The organism is Caballeronia sp. AZ1_KS37, assembly GCF_023631165.1.
Classification (GTDB): domain Bacteria; phylum Pseudomonadota; class Gammaproteobacteria; order Burkholderiales; family Burkholderiaceae; genus Caballeronia; species Caballeronia zhejiangensis.
The window spans coordinates 93,961-109,928 of record NZ_JALQDP010000008.1 but is presented as its reverse complement, the minus strand read 5'-3'; the positions used below and the strand labels follow the sequence as shown (position 1 = coordinate 109,928).

The following is a 15,968-nucleotide window of genomic DNA, read 5'->3' as shown; positions in this document are numbered from 1 at the left end:
TTCGTGCTGACCTGCCAGTGCCATCCGGTGAGCGAGCGCGTGGTTGTGAGCTTCGACGAGCGGTAAGCGACGTCCCGATTCATTAGAAAGTCGCGCATCGCAACGGTGCGCGTGAAGCCGAAGCGATTCCAAATCTATTCAAGCGCCGAAGTCGTTAGCAATGCAACTATTGCGCGGCTTCGCTGCGATCGATCATTCTCCACATCGAGACTTGTCATGACTGAAGCCTTCATTTGCGACGCGATTCGTACTCCATTCGGCCGCTACGGCGGCGTTTTCAAGGACGTCCGCGCCGACGATCTCGGCGCCGTGCCCATCACCGCGCTCATGAAGCGCAACGCGTCGGTGGACTGGACGCAGATCGACGATGTGATCTACGGCTGCGCGAATCAGGCTGGCGAAGATAACCGCAACGTCGCGCGCATGTCGAGCTTGCTCGCGGGTTTGCCTATCGACGTGCCGGGCTCGACGATCAACCGTCTGTGCGGCTCGGGCATGGACGCGGTCGGCAGTGCCGCGCGCGCGATCAAGGCCGGCGACGGTTCGCTGTATCTTGCGGGTGGCGTCGAGAGCATGACGCGTGCGCCTTTCGTGATGGGTAAAGCATCGAGCGCATTCTCGCGTTCGGCTGATATCTTCGATACGACCATCGGCTGGCGTTTCATCAATCGCGCGATGCGTGTGCGATATGGCGTCGACTCGATGCCGGAGACCGCGGAGAACGTCGCGGTCGATTTCAACATTTCGCGCGATGCGCAAGATCGCTTCGCGCTGCGCAGCCAGCAGCGTGCGGCACGCGCACAGGCCGATGGCACGCTCGCACAGGAAATCGTCGCGGTGAATGTGCCGCAAAAGAAGGGCGAAGCGATCGCGATCGATCGCGACGAGCATCCGCGCGAGACCTCGCTCGAATCGCTCGCGAAGCTGAAGGGCGTCGTGCGTCCCGACGGCAGCGTGACCGCGGGCAACGCATCGGGCGTGAACGATGGCGCATGCGCGCTCATCATCGCGAACGAGGATGCTGCGAGGCGCCATGGACTCACGCCGCGAGCGCGCATCATCGGCATGGCGACGGCGGGTGTCGAGCCGCGCATCATGGGCATCGGTCCCGCGCCCGCGACGAAGAAGCTGCTTGCACGTACAGGCCTCACGCTCGATCAGTTCGACGTCATCGAACTCAACGAGGCCTTCGCATCGCAAGGCATCGCGGTGCTTCGTCAACTGGGCCTTGCCGAGGACGATCCGCGCGTGAATCCGAATGGCGGCGCCATCGCGCTCGGTCATCCGCTCGGCGCATCGGGTGTGCGCCTCGTCACCACCGCAATGTACGAACTCGAGCGCCGCAACGGGCGCCATGCGCTATGCACGATGTGCATCGGCGTGGGTCAGGGCATCGCGATCGCAATCGAGCGCGTCTGAGGGACTTGGCGACATGACACAGGCCATTCAGACATCGGCGATCGTCGGCGTGATCGGCGCCGGCGCGATGGGCGCAGGCATTGCCCAGGTCGCAGCGCTCGCGGGGCACACCGTGCTGCTTTACGATCTCGATGCGAAAGCGCTCGACAAGGCGCGCAATGCAATCGCGGCGAACGTGCAGCGCCTGATCGACAAGAAGAAGCTCGAAGAGTCCGCAGGACAGCAAGCCATCGATCGCGTGCGCGTCGTTACGAGTCTCGCTGACTTGCGCACGGCATCGCTTGTCATCGAAGCCATTGCGGAACGTCTCGAGCTCAAGCGCGCGCTGTTCATCGAGCTCGAAAGCATCGTGACGCACGAGTGCATGCTCGCGACCAACACGTCATCCATTTCGATCACGGCGATCGCGGCGCCCTTGAAGCATCCGTCGCGCGTGGTCGGGATGCACTTCTTCAATCCGGCACCGCTCATGGCCCTCGTCGAAGTCGTGCACGGACTCGCAACATCCGATGCGGTCGCACAAACCGTGCATGCCACAGCCGCGGCATGGGGCAAGACGCCGGTACATGCAAAATCGACGCCGGGATTCATCGTCAATCGCGTGGCTCGGCCGTTCTATGCGGAAGGCTTGCGCGTGCTCAACGAGCAGGGCGCTGACGCCGCTTCCATCGATGCCGTCATGCGCGATTCGGGCGGCTTCAGAATGGGTCCATTCGAGTTGATGGACTTGATCGGCCACGACGTGAATTTCGCCGTGACGCAATCGGTGTTCAACGCGTACTTCAACGATCCGCGCTTCACGCCTTCGCTGATTCAACAGGAATTGGTGAACGCGGGCTTTCTTGGTCGCAAGACCGGCCGTGGCTTTTATGACTATGGCGCTGATGCCACGAAGCCTGTCGCGCGCATCGAAACGAATGCTCATACGCCTTCGAAGATCGTGCTCGGAGAAAGCGTGCCTTTATACGAACGCCTGCAAGCGCGCATCGCGCCGGCGAGCGTCGCTAGAAACGACATGCCCGGGCTGATCGCACAAATCGATGATGCGTATCTTTTCCTTACCGATGGACGCACGGCGACGGAACGCGCGCATGCGCTTGGCATCGACAACATCGTGCTGATCGATCTCGCGCTGGACTATGCGAACGCGCAAAGCGTGGCGCTCACGCACGCGCGTCAATGCTCCGGCGAAGCCTACGCTGCGGCAGCCGGCGCATTGGCGCAAGCCGGTTATGCAGTCGTGCCATTGAACGATGTCGCCGGCATGACCGTGATGCGAACCGTCGCGATGCTCGTCAACGAAGCGGCCGACGCCGTGAATCAAGGCGTTTGCACGAGCGCCGATCTCGACCTCGCGATGGAGAAGGGCGTGAACTATCCGCTCGGACCGCTCGCGTGGGGCGAACGCATCGGCATCGGCCGCGTTCACGACGTGCTGCTTCATCTCGCTGCGCATTACGGCGAAGACCGTTATCGCGCATCGCCGCTCATCGCGGCATTGCGTTATTCGGGCCAGCGCTTTCACTGAAGCGAAGACGCATCATTCATTCATCGAGCATTCATGCAGGAGACAACCGTGGTTCAATCCATTGCACAGCAAAGCGAACTGGAACCGATCGAGCGCGCGAGCCGGGACGAGCTTCAGGCACTGCAACTCGAACGCCTGAAGTGGACGTTGCGTCACGCCTATGAAAACGTCGCACACTATCGCCGTGCTTTCGACGCTGCGGGCGTGCATCCAGACGACCTGCGCGAGCTATCCGATCTCGCGCGTTTCCCGACCACGACGAAAACCGACCTACGCGACAACTATCCCTTCGGGCTCTTCGCCGTGCCGCGCGATCAGGTCGTGCGCGTGCATGCATCGAGCGGCACGACGGGCAAGCCGACGGTGGTCGGCTATACCGCGAAAGACATCGACACGTGGGCCAACGTCACGGCGCGTTCAATCAGAGCTGCTGGTGGGCGCAGAGGCGACACGCTGCACAATGCGTTCGGCTATGGTCTCTTCACCGGCGGTCTCGGCATTCACTACGGCGCCGAACGTCTGGGCTGCATGGTGGTGCCGATGTCAGGCGGTCAGACCGAAAAGCAGGTTCAACTGATCCGCGATTTCGCGCCGAAGATCATTCTCGTCACGCCGTCGTACATGCTGAATCTGCTCGATGAAATGACACGGCAGGGCATGGACCCGGCGAACACGTCGCTCAAGATCGGCATCTTCGGCGCCGAGCCATGGAGCCAGGGATTGCGCAGCGAGATCGAAACGCGTGCCGGCATACAGGCACTCGACATCTACGGCCTCTCGGAAATCATGGGTCCGGGCGTTGCGTGTGAATGCATCGAGACGAAGGATGGCCCGACGATCTGGGAAGATCATTTCTATCCCGAGATTATCGATCCCGTGACGGGCGAAGTGCTTCCGGAAGGCAGCACGGGCGAACTGGTCTTCACTTCGCTCACGAAGGAAGCGATGCCGATGATCCGTTACCGCACGCGCGATCTCACTTCGTTGCTGCCGCCGAGCGCGCGCTCGATGCGTCGCCTCGCGAAGATCACGGGCCGCTCGGATGACATGCTTATCATTCGCGGCGTCAATGTGTTCCCGAGCCAGATCGAAGAGTTGATCCTTGCGATTCCGCGCCTGAGCGGCCAGTATCAGTTGTGCGTGTCGCGCGACGGCCACATGGATTCGCTGTCCGTCTCAGTCGAAGCACGCCCGGAAGTCTGCGCAACGCTGAACGAGAGCGACCGCGCCGGTCTCTCGCGCGAACTTCAGCATCGCGTCAAGACGATGGTCGGCGTATCGACGCAAGTGCGCGTGCTCGATTCCGGCGAACTGCCGACGACGGCAACCGGCAAGGCCAAGCGCGTACTCGATCTTCGTCCCGTAGCGGCATAACTTTCCGCATCGCCAAGCGCCTCGCGCTCTGCGAGGCGCAATTCATTTCCAACAATTGGAACGCGCGTTCCGTTTTCGGTGCGGCCCCGCATTCTTCTGCAGAAATCATTCCGCAAAAACCCTCGCAACCGTTTGCGCAAATTGTTTTGTAAGCTTCAGTTGTGTCATCGTATCGAGTGCATTTGCGTCTGCGGGCGCAGTGTCGTCGCATAGCATTCGAATAACGAACAACGAACGGGGCAGGCGAAACCTAGATGTGGATTGTCAGACTCGCGCTGAAGCGCCCGTACACATTCATCGTCCTGTCGTTGCTCTTGCTGATCATCGGTCCGCTCGTCATCGTGCGGACGCCGACCGATATCTTTCCGAATATCGATATTCCCGTTGTCAGCGTCATCTGGTCTTATACGGGCCTGCCGCCCGATCAAATGGAGCGCCGCATCACGCTCAATTACGAGCGCGGGTTGTCGGTGGCGGTCAACGACATCGAGCACATCGAGTCGGAATCGCTGCCGGGCATTGCGGTCATTCGCATCTACTTTCAGCCTAATGCGAATGTCGATGAAGCTATCGCCGAGATTACCGCGCTCTCGCAAACGCAATTGCGCTCGCTGCCGCCCGGCATCACGCCGCCGAATATCTTGCGCTTCAATGCATCGACGGTGCCGATTCTGCGGCTCGCGTTGTCGTCGTCGGAACTCAGCGAACAGCAGCTCTACGACTTCGGCAATAGCTTTCTGAAGACGCAGCTCGCGACCGTGCAAGGCGCTTCGGTGCCATTGCCTTATGGCGGCAAGCAGCGGCAGATCATGGTCGATATCGATTCGCGCAAGCTGCAGGCGAAGAACCTCGCGCCGACCGACGTGGTCAATGCAATCAGCGCGCAGAATCTGATTCTGCCGACGGGCACGACGAAGATCGGCGCAACGGAATACTCGGTCGGCCTGAACGCGAGTCCGGGCTCGATCGAAGGACTCAACGACATACCGATCCGCACCGGTCCTGGCGGCACGATCTATATCAAGGACGTCGCGCATGTCCGCGACGGCTTCCAGCCTCAAACCAATATCGTGCGGGTGGACGGCACCCGCGCTTCCTTACTCACGATCAACAAGAGCGGCAATGCATCGACGCTCGATATCGTCGCGCGCGTGAAGAACCTGTTGCCGACCTTGCGCGGCATGGTGCCCGAGTCGCTGAAGATCGAGCCCGTTGCGGATCAATCGCTCTTCGTGCGCGCGTCGGTGTCGGGCGTGCTGCGTGAAGCGGTGATCGCAGCGGGCCTGACTGCGCTGATGGTGCTGCTGTTTCTGGGAAGCTGGCGTGCGACGCTCATCATCGCGATCTCGATACCGCTTTCGATGCTGACGTCGATCGTCGCGCTCTCCGCGATCGGGCAGACGATCAACATCATGACGCTCGGCGGCCTCGCGCTTGCGGTCGGTGTCCTCGTCGACGACGCGACAGTTGCAATCGAAAACATCAGCCAGAATCTGGAGCAGGGCAAGGAACTGGAGCATGCGATTCTCGATGGCGCGCAGCAGATCGCCGTGCCGACGCTCGTGTCGACGCTCTCTATCTGCATCGTGTTCATTCCGATGTTCCTGCTGACGGGCGTCGCGCATTACCTGTTCGTGCCGATGGCCGAAGCCGTCGTGTTCGCGATGCTCGCGTCGTACTTCTTCTCGCGCACGCTGATCCCGACGCTGGCGAAGTATCTGTTGCGTCATCACGAGCACATGGGCGGCGATGTCGAATCGATGAAAGGCTCGCGCAATCCGTTCGTGCGGATTCATCTCGCGTTCGAGCGTCATTTCGAGTCCGTGCGCCATCGCTATCGACGCTTTCTCGAAGCGCAGCTCGCGCAACCGGGCCGCTTCGCTTCGTTGTTTCTGCTGTGCTGCCTGCTGTCGCTCGGGCTTGCGCCGTTCCTCGGGCGCGACTTCTTTCCGTCGATCGATTCAGGCGTGATCGCGCTGCATATGCGCGCGAAGACGGGCACGCGCATCGAGGAAACGGCGGCGCTGACGGATCGCGTCGATGCACGCATCAGGCAACTGATTCCGCGCGGCGAGATTCGCTCGATCATCGACAACATGGGCTTGCCGGTATCGGGTATCAATCTCTCGTACAACAACACGGGCACGGTCAGTTCCGCCGATGCCGACGTGCTCATCAGCCTCAACGAAGATCACGCGCCGACAGAAGGCTATATCCACGAGTTGCGAAAGCGCCTGCCGCAGGAGTTTCCCGGCGTGACGTTTTCATTCCTGCCCGCCGATATCGTGAGTCAGATTCTCAACTTCGGCGTGCCCGCGCCGATCGATATAGCGATCACCGGACGCGATGTGCGCGGCAATCGCGCGCTGGCGAATCGCATGCTGGAAAAGATTCGCCGCGTGCCGGGTCTCGTCGATGCGCGCATCCAGCAGCCATCCGATCTGCCTGCGATCAACGTCGAGGTCGATCGCACGAAGGCGTTGCAAGCGGGCTTCACGCAGCGCGATGTCGCGAACAACCTGCTCATCACGCTGTCGGGCAGTCAGCAGACGACGCCCACGTTCTGGCTCAATCCGGTGAATGGCGTGAGCTATAACGTCATCACGACGGCGCCGCAATACGACATGAACTCGCTGCAATCGGTGGCGAACATTCCGGTGACATCGTCGAGCGGCAAGACCAATATTCTCGGCGCGCTCGCAACGCTTTCGCGCAGCGCGCGCGATGCGGTCGTCTATCACTACAACGCGCAGACCACCATCAATCTCTATGCGACCACCGAGCGGCGCGATCTCGGCGCAGTGGCGGACGACGTGCAACGCATCATCGACGAAGCGCGCGGCGAATTGCCCAAAGGCTCGACGATCGAAATGCGCGGCCAGGTCGAGACGATGAACGGATCGTTTTCGGGTCTCGCATTCGGCCTCATTCTCGCGGTCGTGCTGGTGTACTTGCTGATCGTCGTGAACTTCCAGTCGTGGCTCGATCCGTTCATCATCATCACCGCATTGCCGGGCGCGCTCGCGGGCATCGTGTGGATGTTGTTCCTGACGCATACGACGTTGTCGATTCCCGCATTGACCGGCGCGATCATGTGCATAGGCATCGCGACGGCAAACAGCATTCTCGTGGTGAGCTTCGCGCGCGCCGCGCTCGCCGAACATGGCGACGCAGTGCGCTCCGCGCTGGAAGCGGGCTATACGCGTTTCAGGCCGGTGCTGATGACCGCGCTCGCGATGATGATCGGCATGGTGCCGATGGCGATCGGGCTCGGTGAAGGCGGCGAGCAGAATGCGCCGCTCGGGCGGGCGGTGATCGGCGGCCTGATGGTCGGCACCATCGCAACGCTGTTCTTCGTGCCGGTCGTGTTTTCGATCGTCTATCGGCGCATGGAAGCACGCGGCAAGGGACCGGGCGCGGCGGCACGGAAAGCGGCGCAATAAAACAATCGAACAGCGGGCGGAGCAAGAATGGAAGAGCAGTTGTCGCAACGATCGGGCAACAGGCGGCGAGGGCGCTTATGGCTCGTGATCGCGCTCGTGGTCGTCGTCGCGCTCATCGCGCAGGGAATCCTGTCGCGCCGCGCCGCGCACGCGGAACTCGAACGCGATGCGAACGAGCACGGCTTGCAGACGGTCGAGGTCATCAAGCCGACGCGCATGAAGGCCTCGCAGGATCTCGTGCTCGCAGGCGATATCCGCGCGTTCTCCGATGCGCCGATCTTCGCGCGCACCAATGGGTATCTGAAGCGCTGGACCGTCGATATCGGCACGAAGGTGAAGAAGGGCCAGTTGCTCGCCGAGATCGATGCGCCCGAAATCAACGATCAGCTTCGTCAGGCGCGCGCCGATGCGCAAACGGCGCGCGCGAACTATCTGCTTGCGAAGACGACTGCGGAGCGCTGGGCGCAGATGCTGAAGAACAACTCGGTGTCGCGCCAGGAGACCGATGAAAAGAACGGCGACATGCTCGCGAAGGAAGCGGCGCTGAACGCGGCGCAGGCGAACGTGTCGCGGCTCGAACAACTCGTGTCGTTCCAGAAGATCTATGCACCCTTCGATGGCGTCGTCACCGCGCGCAACACCGATGTCGGTCAGTTGATCGACGCCGGCAGCGGCGCCGCCGGCCGCGAGCTCTTCCACATTCAGGATGCGTCGACGTTGCGTGTGTTCGTCGATGTGCCGCAAGCGTATGCGCGGATGATCACGGTGGGTTTGCCCGCGGAGTTGCTGCTCAACGAAGAGCGCAATCGCAAGTTCGACGGCGTCACGGTGCGTACCGCGGGCGCGGTCGATCCCGTCGCGCGCACGCTGCGCGTCGAAGTCGATGTGAAGAATCCGGCGGGCGAATTGCTTGCGGGCGCGTATGCGCAAGTGCGCTTTCGTCTCACGAGCGCGAGTCCTTCATACACGCTGCCCGGCAATGCGCTGTTGTTCCGTCCGGATGGCGTGCATGCCGCGAGCGTCGATGCGAACAACCGCGTGAAGCTTCTGCCGATCACGCTCGGCACCGACTACGGCACGCGTGTGTCGATCGTCTCCGGATTGAATGGCGATGAGCGCGTGATCGTCAATCCGCCCGATTCGATCATCGATGGCGCGGCGGTGCGTATCGGCCGCGCGGGTTCGAGCGACGCCGCGAGCGGTGGTGCAGCGAAGGCTGAAGGAAGCGAGTCGTGATGAGGCGCGCATCGCTCGAATTAGTTGCATCGCTAACTATCGCGGCATTGGGCGGCTGCGCCGTCGGGCCGGATTACGTGCGGCCCGAAACTTCTACGCCTGCTGCGTACAAGTCGCAGATGCCGCTCGATGCGCCTGCGTCGGCATCGCAAGACTGGAAGCCTGCGCAGCCCGCCGATGCGAAGCCGCGCGCGCCGTGGTGGAAAGTCTATGGCGATCCGCAATTGAACGCGCTCGAAGAACGTGTCGCGACAGCGAATCAGACCGTGGCCGCGGCCGCCGCGCGTTTTCGTGGAGCGCGCGCGGCGGCCGCGCAGGCGCGTTCGGCGTACTTTCCGACCATCACGGCGAATGCCGCATTCAATCAGTCGCGGGTATCGTCGAACGTCCTGTACAAATCGAGCGCGGGCGTGACCGTGCCCGACTATCTGATCGACGCACAGATCTCGTGGGAGCCGGATCTCTGGGGCCGCATCTCGCGTGCTGTCGAAGGTGGCCGCGCAGAAGCGCAGGCGAGCGCCGCGGATCTGCACAGCGCGATTCTGTCGATGCAGGCCGAACTCGCGACCGACTACTTCGATTTGCGCGGCATCGTCGAAGAAGAACGGCTGTTGCAGGCGACGCTGCAAGCCTATGAGAAGGCGCTCGCGCTCACACGCGATCGTTTTGCGGGCGGCGTCGCGGCGGAATCGGATGTCGCGCAGGCCGAAGAGCAACTGCGCGCGACGCAGGCGCAATTCATCGATCTGGAGACCACGCGAACGAGCCTCGTCAATGCGATCGCGATTCTCGTCGGCGAGAGTCCGTCGAGTTTTACGCTCGATGTCGCGCCGCTCAACGAAGCGCATTCGCCGCATCCGTCGGCGGCGCTCGCGGTGCTGCCGCCCGGCGTGCCGTCCGCGTTGCTCGAGCGCAGGCCGGATATCGCGGCGGCGGAGCGGCGCGTGGCCGAGGCGAATGCGCGCGTCGGCGTGGCGACGGCGGCGTTCTTTCCGAACCTTCTGCTCGCCGCGACGGGCGGTCTCGAGGCGACGCGCTTCAGCTCATGGCTCGAAGCGCCGAGCCGATTCTGGTCGCTCGGGCCACAGCTCGCATTCACGGTGCTGGACTTCGGCGGTCGCGCGGCGGCTCGCGATGCGGCGCGCGCTGACTACGACGAGAAGGTCGCCGATTATCGGCAAACCGTGCTGACCGCGTTCGGGCAAGTGGAAGACAACCTGAATGCGCTGGAAGTGCTGCGCCGCGAAAGCGAAGCACAACGCGATGCCGTCGATGCCGCCCAGCGCGCGCTCGGCAAGGTCAGCAATCGCTACGAGAACGGCGCGATCACGTATCTGAGCGTGGTGGTGACGCAGGCAATCGTGCTGTCGGATCAACGCACGGCGGTGCGTATCGAGCGGCGCCGCATGGCGGCGAGCGTCGCTCTCGTGAAGGCGCTGGGCGGAGGGTGGACCACCGCCGAATTGCCGAGTCCGGAGGAAGTGTCGCGCCGCGATTGAATTCTGTGCTATGCGCGATGCATGCAAAATGCCATCGCGCATAACGTATGCAAAATGCAATTCGGCGTGCAGGACTCCGCGTCAGACGAACAGAAATAAGCCGCACGCGATCAATGCCGCGCTCCAGATCCAGTCGACGTTGATCCATCCGCTGCGTAGAAAGCCGAGTCCGCCGCGTTCCTGAAGGGACATGGCGAACATGGCGATCGTCGCGATGACGGCGAGCATCGCGCCGGTATGCACGGTCAACGCGAGTGCACTGGCTTCGAAAGCCGTCTTTGGCATCGCGCCCGTGCACAACGGCAAGAGCGCCGGCACCAGCATCAAACCTGCGCCGTGCGCGCTCGACATCATGAAGGACCATAACGCGAGACCGGCCAGCCCGGTACGCATGCCGACGGTCGGGCGTCCGCGATGCCCGCGCCACGCGCTCCACACGCCCCAGCCGATCAGCAGCGCCCCGCAGCCGCGTGCGAGCAGGTCATGGCCGATCGCCGCGCCGAGCGTGAGCGCGCCCGCGAGCACGAGCGCGACCGACGCCGCGTGGCCGAGCGCGATCGGCACGAGCGATACGAGCGCGACGCGGCGGCTTCGCGCATACAGGCCGAGCGCGACGGCGAAGAGCCATCCCATCGCGGGATTGAGACCGTGAAACGCGCCGAGGCCCGCGGCGGTGAGGAGGAGCGCGGGCGATGCGGCGTCCATGCGAAGTGTCTCGCGGCGGATCAGGGATAGCAGTACGAATCCGACGAGCAATCGCCCCCTTGCAGCCGGATCTGATGCGGCCGATGTCCCTTGGGCCAGTCGATGAAAAACTTGTCGTCGACGGCGAGGCCGCCGTTGGGATCGGCATCGAGCTTCACCATCCAGCCGTCGATGCCTTCGGGATAGAACTGCGCATCGACCGCGCCGTACAGCGAATTCGTGAAGTAGACGCGGCGGCCGTCGCGGCTCACTTCGACCATCTGCGGGCCGCCATTCAGCGCGCCGTTCTTCGCGCCCGGATGCGTCGCGCGCGCGACCACGCCGCCGATACGCACCTTGCCCGTCAGTTTCGGCGCGAAGGGATCGGAGACGTCGTATTGCAGCATGTCGCCGGTGCCCCAGCACGACACGTACAGAAAGCGGTCGTCCATCGACAGATCGATATCGGAGACGAGCGGCGGCACCGCATTGAAGCCCTTCAATAACGGCGGCAGCTTGTCGGCATCGGCGGGTTCGGCGGGAATGTCGATGATCTTTTTCACCGCCCACTTGTCCTTGTCGCGATACCAGGTCCAGATCGACGACGACAGATCCTTCAGACTGATCACGCAGTTCACGAAACCATATGCCTTGGTCGGATCGTGCGCGGGACGCAGTTCGAAGACGAGCTGATATTCGTCGCCGAAATCGATCTCCTGAATGTGCTTGCGCTTCGTGAAGTCCCAGAAATGCAGCTTGCGCCCGTACTTCGCGCCGAGCAGCAGATCGGGCACGAGGCCTTCCTCGAAGGTGTCGGGCGTGCCCCATTCGCTCGTGACCATCGTGTCGTAGCCGAGATGCCACCAGCCGTCGTACGCGAGCTGTTGCGGTCCGCGATCGACTTCCCATCGGCCGAGCGGATCGAAGCTCTGCTGATCGAGCATCAGCACGCCGCCGGGCGCCTTGCCTTCGGCGTTGCCGAGCGCGGTGATATAGATGCCGCCCGGCCCGCAATGCACGGTATGCGGCCGCGTATAGCCGGTCTTTTCCGCGAGTTCCGCGGGCTCGATCGTCTTCACGATCACCGGCTTCTTCGGATCGGGCTTCGTGTCGATGATATGCACGCGCGACGAACGCAGCCCCGGCACGACGAGATAGCGCCGCTCCATGTGCGGATGCGGCGCATTCGGGCACAGGCACGACGAGCATGCGTTCCAACCGAAGTGATGCAACTCGTCGCCGACATCGGGCATCGCGATTTCGCCGACGATCTTCGTATAGTCCGGCGAATCCGGATCGACATCGACGACGGCGATCTTGTCCGGCGACTTGCGCTCGGGATCGAACGTCGCGACATAAGCCAGCGTTTCGCGCGGCGCTTTCGCTGCGAGCCGCGGGGAAGGATAGAAGCTCGGATCGGGTTTCCACGTCGCCATCTGCGTCTCCCGGTTGATTTCGTGGATCTTCAAACCAAACGTGCTAAAGCACTATAGGACATGGGAACACGTCATGCTTTCGATGACTTAGCTGCTTTCATGCGAAGCATGTGCGCGCGGGGCGTGATTCGTCGCGCGAAACAGCGCCTAAAATACAGGCATCGCCTGTCGAAGAAAGGAGGTAGCGATGGCCGAGCCAATGATCAGCCTGATGGCGGGACTCGTCCTGGTGCTATGCGTCGCGGTGGTAATCGTGATGCATCACCGGCATCCGCATATCCATACTCCGAAAGCGCGTTGGCTGGATACGCATCCGCCGCGCGACTGGCGGCACAGGCATTGAACGTGCAGTGAATTGCGAAGTGTGAAGCGCGAAGTGTGAAGCGCGAAGTGGAGGGATGAAGCGCCGGCATCGACCGGCGCTTTCTTTTTTTTGCGCGGCGCGAGAAACGCGTTAGCGTCGTGGCCCTTTCATCGCTTCGGCTTCCATCGCGGCGTGCCATTCCTCGCTGTTCTCGATCGGGTCCATGCCTTCGTCGATGAACGCGGACGCGCGCTCTGCCGCCGAACGCGTTTCCTCGTCGGTTTCGTCGTCGGCGGGGCCGTCTTCGTCGCCTGGCGGCTCCAGCATGTCCTGCAGCATCGCCTCGAGTTCCGGCGTGTCCCACGGCTCGTCGCGCTGCTTTTTCTTCTTGATGTAATGCCGCACTTCGGCATCTTGCTCGGGTGTCAGCGGAAGTCCGCGGAAGGTGCGGTTGGCGTCGAAGTCACTCATGTTCGCTCCTCGCGCGCATAGCTGTGATGCGGTTTCAGGCGACTCAAGTGTAACCCCGTTCTTCTGCAGGTAAAAACGCGCAGCGATCAGCCGAGCGGCGGCAGGCGTCTTTCGATCGGCGTTGCCTTGATGATGGCCGTGCTCGTCGCGGCGCGCTCGGTGACGCGCGAAAGGATGTCGTCGAGATGCTCGATCGAGCGCAGATAGAGGCGGCATACGAAGCAATCGTCGCCCGTCACCTTGTCGCATTCGACGAACTCGGGAATGCGCCTTATCGCTTCTTCGACGAGATGCAATTGCCCCGGCAGCGGCTGCACGCGCACGATCGCCTGCAGCGTGTAGCCGAGCGCGCGCGGATCGATATCGACGGTGAAGCCGCGAATCACGCCTTGCGTCTCGAGGCGCCGCATGCGCTCGGCGGTGCTCGGCGCCGACAGGCCGACGCGCTTCGCAAGCTCGCTCACGGCGATGCGTCCATCGCTCGCAAGCACGGCGATAAGTTCGCGATCGATTGCGTCGATGCCCGCGTGCGGCGGGTTGCTCAGGTGTTTTCCCATGATGGCCTTCGATTCAGAGGTCGAAAGATGCGTGAGCCTAATTTTAGGCATGGTTTCGAGCGATGCGCATCGATAGACTTGAAGCCATCGAAACTTGCATGACGGGCGCGAAATGAATAGCGAAAGAATCGATGCGCGGCTTGGCGGCGCATCGCGTGCGAATGAACTGCGTCGCGGCGCGATCGAGATGTCGCTCGCGATGCTGATGTCGGGCACGATCGGCTGGCTCGTGGTGTCGTCGGGGCAGACGCCCTGGAACGTGGTGTTCTTCCGCTGCGTGTTCGGAGGCGCGACGCTCATCGCCGTGTGCGCGGCGCTCGGCTTCTTGAAGAGGCGCTATTTCTCGTGGCGCATGATCGGCCTCGTCGCGCTCGGCAGCGTGGCGATCGTCGGCAACTGGCTGTTGCTTTTCGCCGCGTATTCGCGCGCGTCGATCTCGATGGCGACGACCGTTTACAACACGCAGCCCTTCATGCTGGTCGCGTTGGGCGCGCTCGTGTTGCGCGAGCGCGTGTCGGTATCGACGATCGCGTGGCTCGGCGTCGCGTTCATCGGCCTTGTGATGGTGGTGCGGGTCGAGCCGTCCGTGCTCGCGATGCCGGGGCAGTATCTCGAAGGCATTGCGTATGCGCTCGGCGCGGCTTTTCTGTACGCGATATCGTCGATCGTCACGAAGCGCCTCGCGGCCACGCCGCCGCATCTGATCGCGATGCTGCATGTGTTGTTCGGCATCGCGATGCTCGCGCCGTTCGCGCGCTTCGATGCGATGCCCGCGACGATCGGCGGCTGGACCGATCTCGTCGTGCTCGGCGTCGTCAACACGGGACTGATGTACGTGTTGCTGTACGGCGCGATCCAGAAGCTGCCGACCGCGACGACGGGCGCGCTGTCGTTCATCTATCCGGTGGTGGCGATCGTCGTCGACTGGCTCGCGTTCGGGCAACGGCTCGCGTGGCTGCAAGTGGCCGGCGCGGCGCTGATCCTGCTCGCCGCGGCGGGCGTGAATCTGCAATGGCGGATCGTGCCGCAAAAATGGCGCGCGAACGACTGACGCGCACTCGTATAGAATGGCGCCCCTTTCCGACTACATCGAAATCCCGCGCCATGTGGTTCAAGAATCTTCAGCTTCACCGTCTTCCCGCACACTGGTCCGTCACGCCGCAGCAGATGCAGCAATGGCTCGCGCCGCTCGCGTTCAGCGCGGCGTCGAGCATCGAGAACGAGCGGCGCGGCTGGGTCTCGCCGCGCGGCGACGATGATCTCGTCTACACGGCGAACCGTCAGATGCTCATCGTCTATCGCGCGGAAAAGAAGCTGCTGCCCGCATCCGTCGTCACGCAGTTCGTGAAGGAACGCGCCGCCGAGCTCGAAGAGCAGCAGGGCTTCAAACCCGGCCGCAAGCAGATGAAAGAGCTCAAGGAACAGATCACCGACGAACTCCTGCCGCGCGCCTTCAGCATCCGCCGCGATACGCGCGTGTGGATCGATCCGGTGAACGGCTGGCTCGCGATCGATTCGTCGTCGGCGACGCTGTGCGACGACATCATCGGCTTGCTGGTGAAGTCCGTCACCGATCTGCCGCTCGCGAGCGTCCGCACGGCGCGCTCGCCCGTTTCGGCGATGACCGAATGGCTGCTTTCCGGCGACGCGCCCGCGGGCTTCACGCTCGATCGCGATACGGAACTGCGCTCGACCGGCGAAGGCAACGCGACCGTCCGCTACGTCGGTCACGCGCTCGAAACGGAAGACATGCGCCGCCATATCGAAGCGGGCAAGCAGTGCATGCGTCTCGCGATGACGTGGGACGATCGCGTGTCGTACGTGCTGACGCCATCGCTCACATTGAAGCGCGTGAGCGCGCTCGACGTCATCAAGGAAGCCGCCGATCCGACCGCGTCGAACGACGACGAGCGCTTCGAATCCGACTTCATCCTGATGACAGGCGAACTCGCGCGCATGCTGTCGGCGCTGACCGAGGCGCTGGGCGGCGAAGAAGACCTGCGCGCCGCCGCGTAGA

Annotated in this window: 13 protein-coding genes; 9 read left to right on the top strand and 4 right to left on the bottom strand. The window is 62.8% G+C overall.

The annotated features are described in order from the left end of the window. The first annotated feature begins 216 nt into the window (after positions 1 to 216). The 6 genes from pcaF (at position 217) to NCS00_RS07550 (ending at position 10,499) form a co-directional block, all read left to right on the top strand. Entirely contained in the window at positions 217 to 1,419 is a 1,203-nt protein-coding gene (gene pcaF / locus NCS00_RS07575; RefSeq protein ID WP_250439781.1) for a 3-oxoadipyl-CoA thiolase, read from the top strand. Positions 1,420 to 1,432: 13 nt separating this feature from the next. Then, positions 1,433 to 2,947 carry a 3-hydroxyacyl-CoA dehydrogenase gene (locus NCS00_RS07570; RefSeq protein WP_250439779.1) on the top strand — a complete coding sequence of 505 codons (1,515 nt, stop codon included), beginning with the start codon at positions 1,433 to 1,435 and terminating at the stop codon, positions 2,945 to 2,947. A 33-nt stretch (positions 2,948 to 2,980) separates the two neighbouring features. After that, complete coding sequence (paaK, locus tag NCS00_RS07565; protein ID WP_008349558.1) at positions 2,981 to 4,321, top strand: phenylacetate--CoA ligase PaaK; 1,341 nt, start codon at positions 2,981 to 2,983, stop codon at positions 4,319 to 4,321. Positions 4,322 to 4,575: 254 nt separating this feature from the next. Beyond that, a complete protein-coding gene (locus NCS00_RS07560; RefSeq protein ID WP_250439777.1) occupies positions 4,576 to 7,764 on the top strand; it encodes an efflux RND transporter permease subunit in 3,189 nt (1,062 codons plus the stop codon). Between the two features lie 27 nt (positions 7,765 to 7,791). Continuing rightward, on the top strand, positions 7,792 to 9,000 hold the full coding sequence (locus NCS00_RS07555; RefSeq protein WP_250439774.1) for an efflux RND transporter periplasmic adaptor subunit: 1,209 nt from the start codon (positions 7,792 to 7,794) through the stop codon (positions 8,998 to 9,000). After that, on the top strand, positions 9,000 to 10,499 hold the full coding sequence (locus NCS00_RS07550) for an efflux transporter outer membrane subunit (protein ID WP_250439773.1): 1,500 nt from the start codon (positions 9,000 to 9,002) through the stop codon (positions 10,497 to 10,499). Before NCS00_RS07555 ends, NCS00_RS07550 begins: the two co-directional genes overlap by 1 nt. Before the next feature lie 81 nt (positions 10,500 to 10,580). Here NCS00_RS07550 and NCS00_RS07545 read toward each other — a convergent pair whose 3' ends face one another. Together NCS00_RS07545 and NCS00_RS07540 are read right to left on the bottom strand one after the other, a co-directional pair. Then, on the bottom strand, positions 10,581 to 11,204 hold the full coding sequence (locus tag NCS00_RS07545) for a hypothetical protein (protein ID WP_250439772.1): 624 nt from the start codon (positions 11,202 to 11,204) through the stop codon (positions 10,581 to 10,583). Positions 11,205 to 11,224: 20 nt separating this feature from the next. Then, complete coding sequence (locus tag NCS00_RS07540) at positions 11,225 to 12,619, bottom strand: selenium-binding family protein (protein WP_034474191.1); 1,395 nt, start codon at positions 12,617 to 12,619, stop codon at positions 11,225 to 11,227. Positions 12,620 to 12,806: 187 nt separating this feature from the next. Here NCS00_RS07540 and NCS00_RS07535 point away from each other — a divergent pair, with 187 nt between their 5' ends. Continuing rightward, a complete protein-coding gene (locus tag NCS00_RS07535; RefSeq protein WP_167354197.1) occupies positions 12,807 to 12,962 on the top strand; it encodes a hypothetical protein in 156 nt (51 codons plus the stop codon). A gap of 111 nt (positions 12,963 to 13,073) precedes the next feature. Here NCS00_RS07535 and NCS00_RS07530 read toward each other — a convergent pair whose 3' ends face one another. Both NCS00_RS07530 and NCS00_RS07525 read right to left on the bottom strand, forming a co-directional pair. Next, entirely contained in the window at positions 13,074 to 13,394 is a 321-nt protein-coding gene (locus NCS00_RS07530) for a hypothetical protein (protein ID WP_008349571.1), read from the bottom strand. Between the two features lie 86 nt (positions 13,395 to 13,480). Beyond that, positions 13,481 to 13,951 (bottom strand): Lrp/AsnC family transcriptional regulator, encoded by a 471-nt coding sequence (locus NCS00_RS07525; protein WP_250439771.1) that lies wholly within the window; start codon positions 13,949 to 13,951, stop codon positions 13,481 to 13,483. Between the two features lie 112 nt (positions 13,952 to 14,063). On the opposite strand from NCS00_RS07525, the gene NCS00_RS07520 reads away from it, so the two are divergent. Continuing rightward, positions 14,064 to 15,002, top strand: coding sequence for a DMT family transporter (locus NCS00_RS07520; RefSeq protein WP_250439770.1), 939 nt, complete (start codon positions 14,064 to 14,066; stop codon positions 15,000 to 15,002). 53 nt (positions 15,003 to 15,055) lie between these two features. Next, a complete protein-coding gene (locus NCS00_RS07515; protein ID WP_250439769.1) occupies positions 15,056 to 15,967 on the top strand; it encodes a recombination-associated protein RdgC in 912 nt (303 codons plus the stop codon). The last annotated feature ends 1 nt before the right edge of the window (position 15,968 follow it).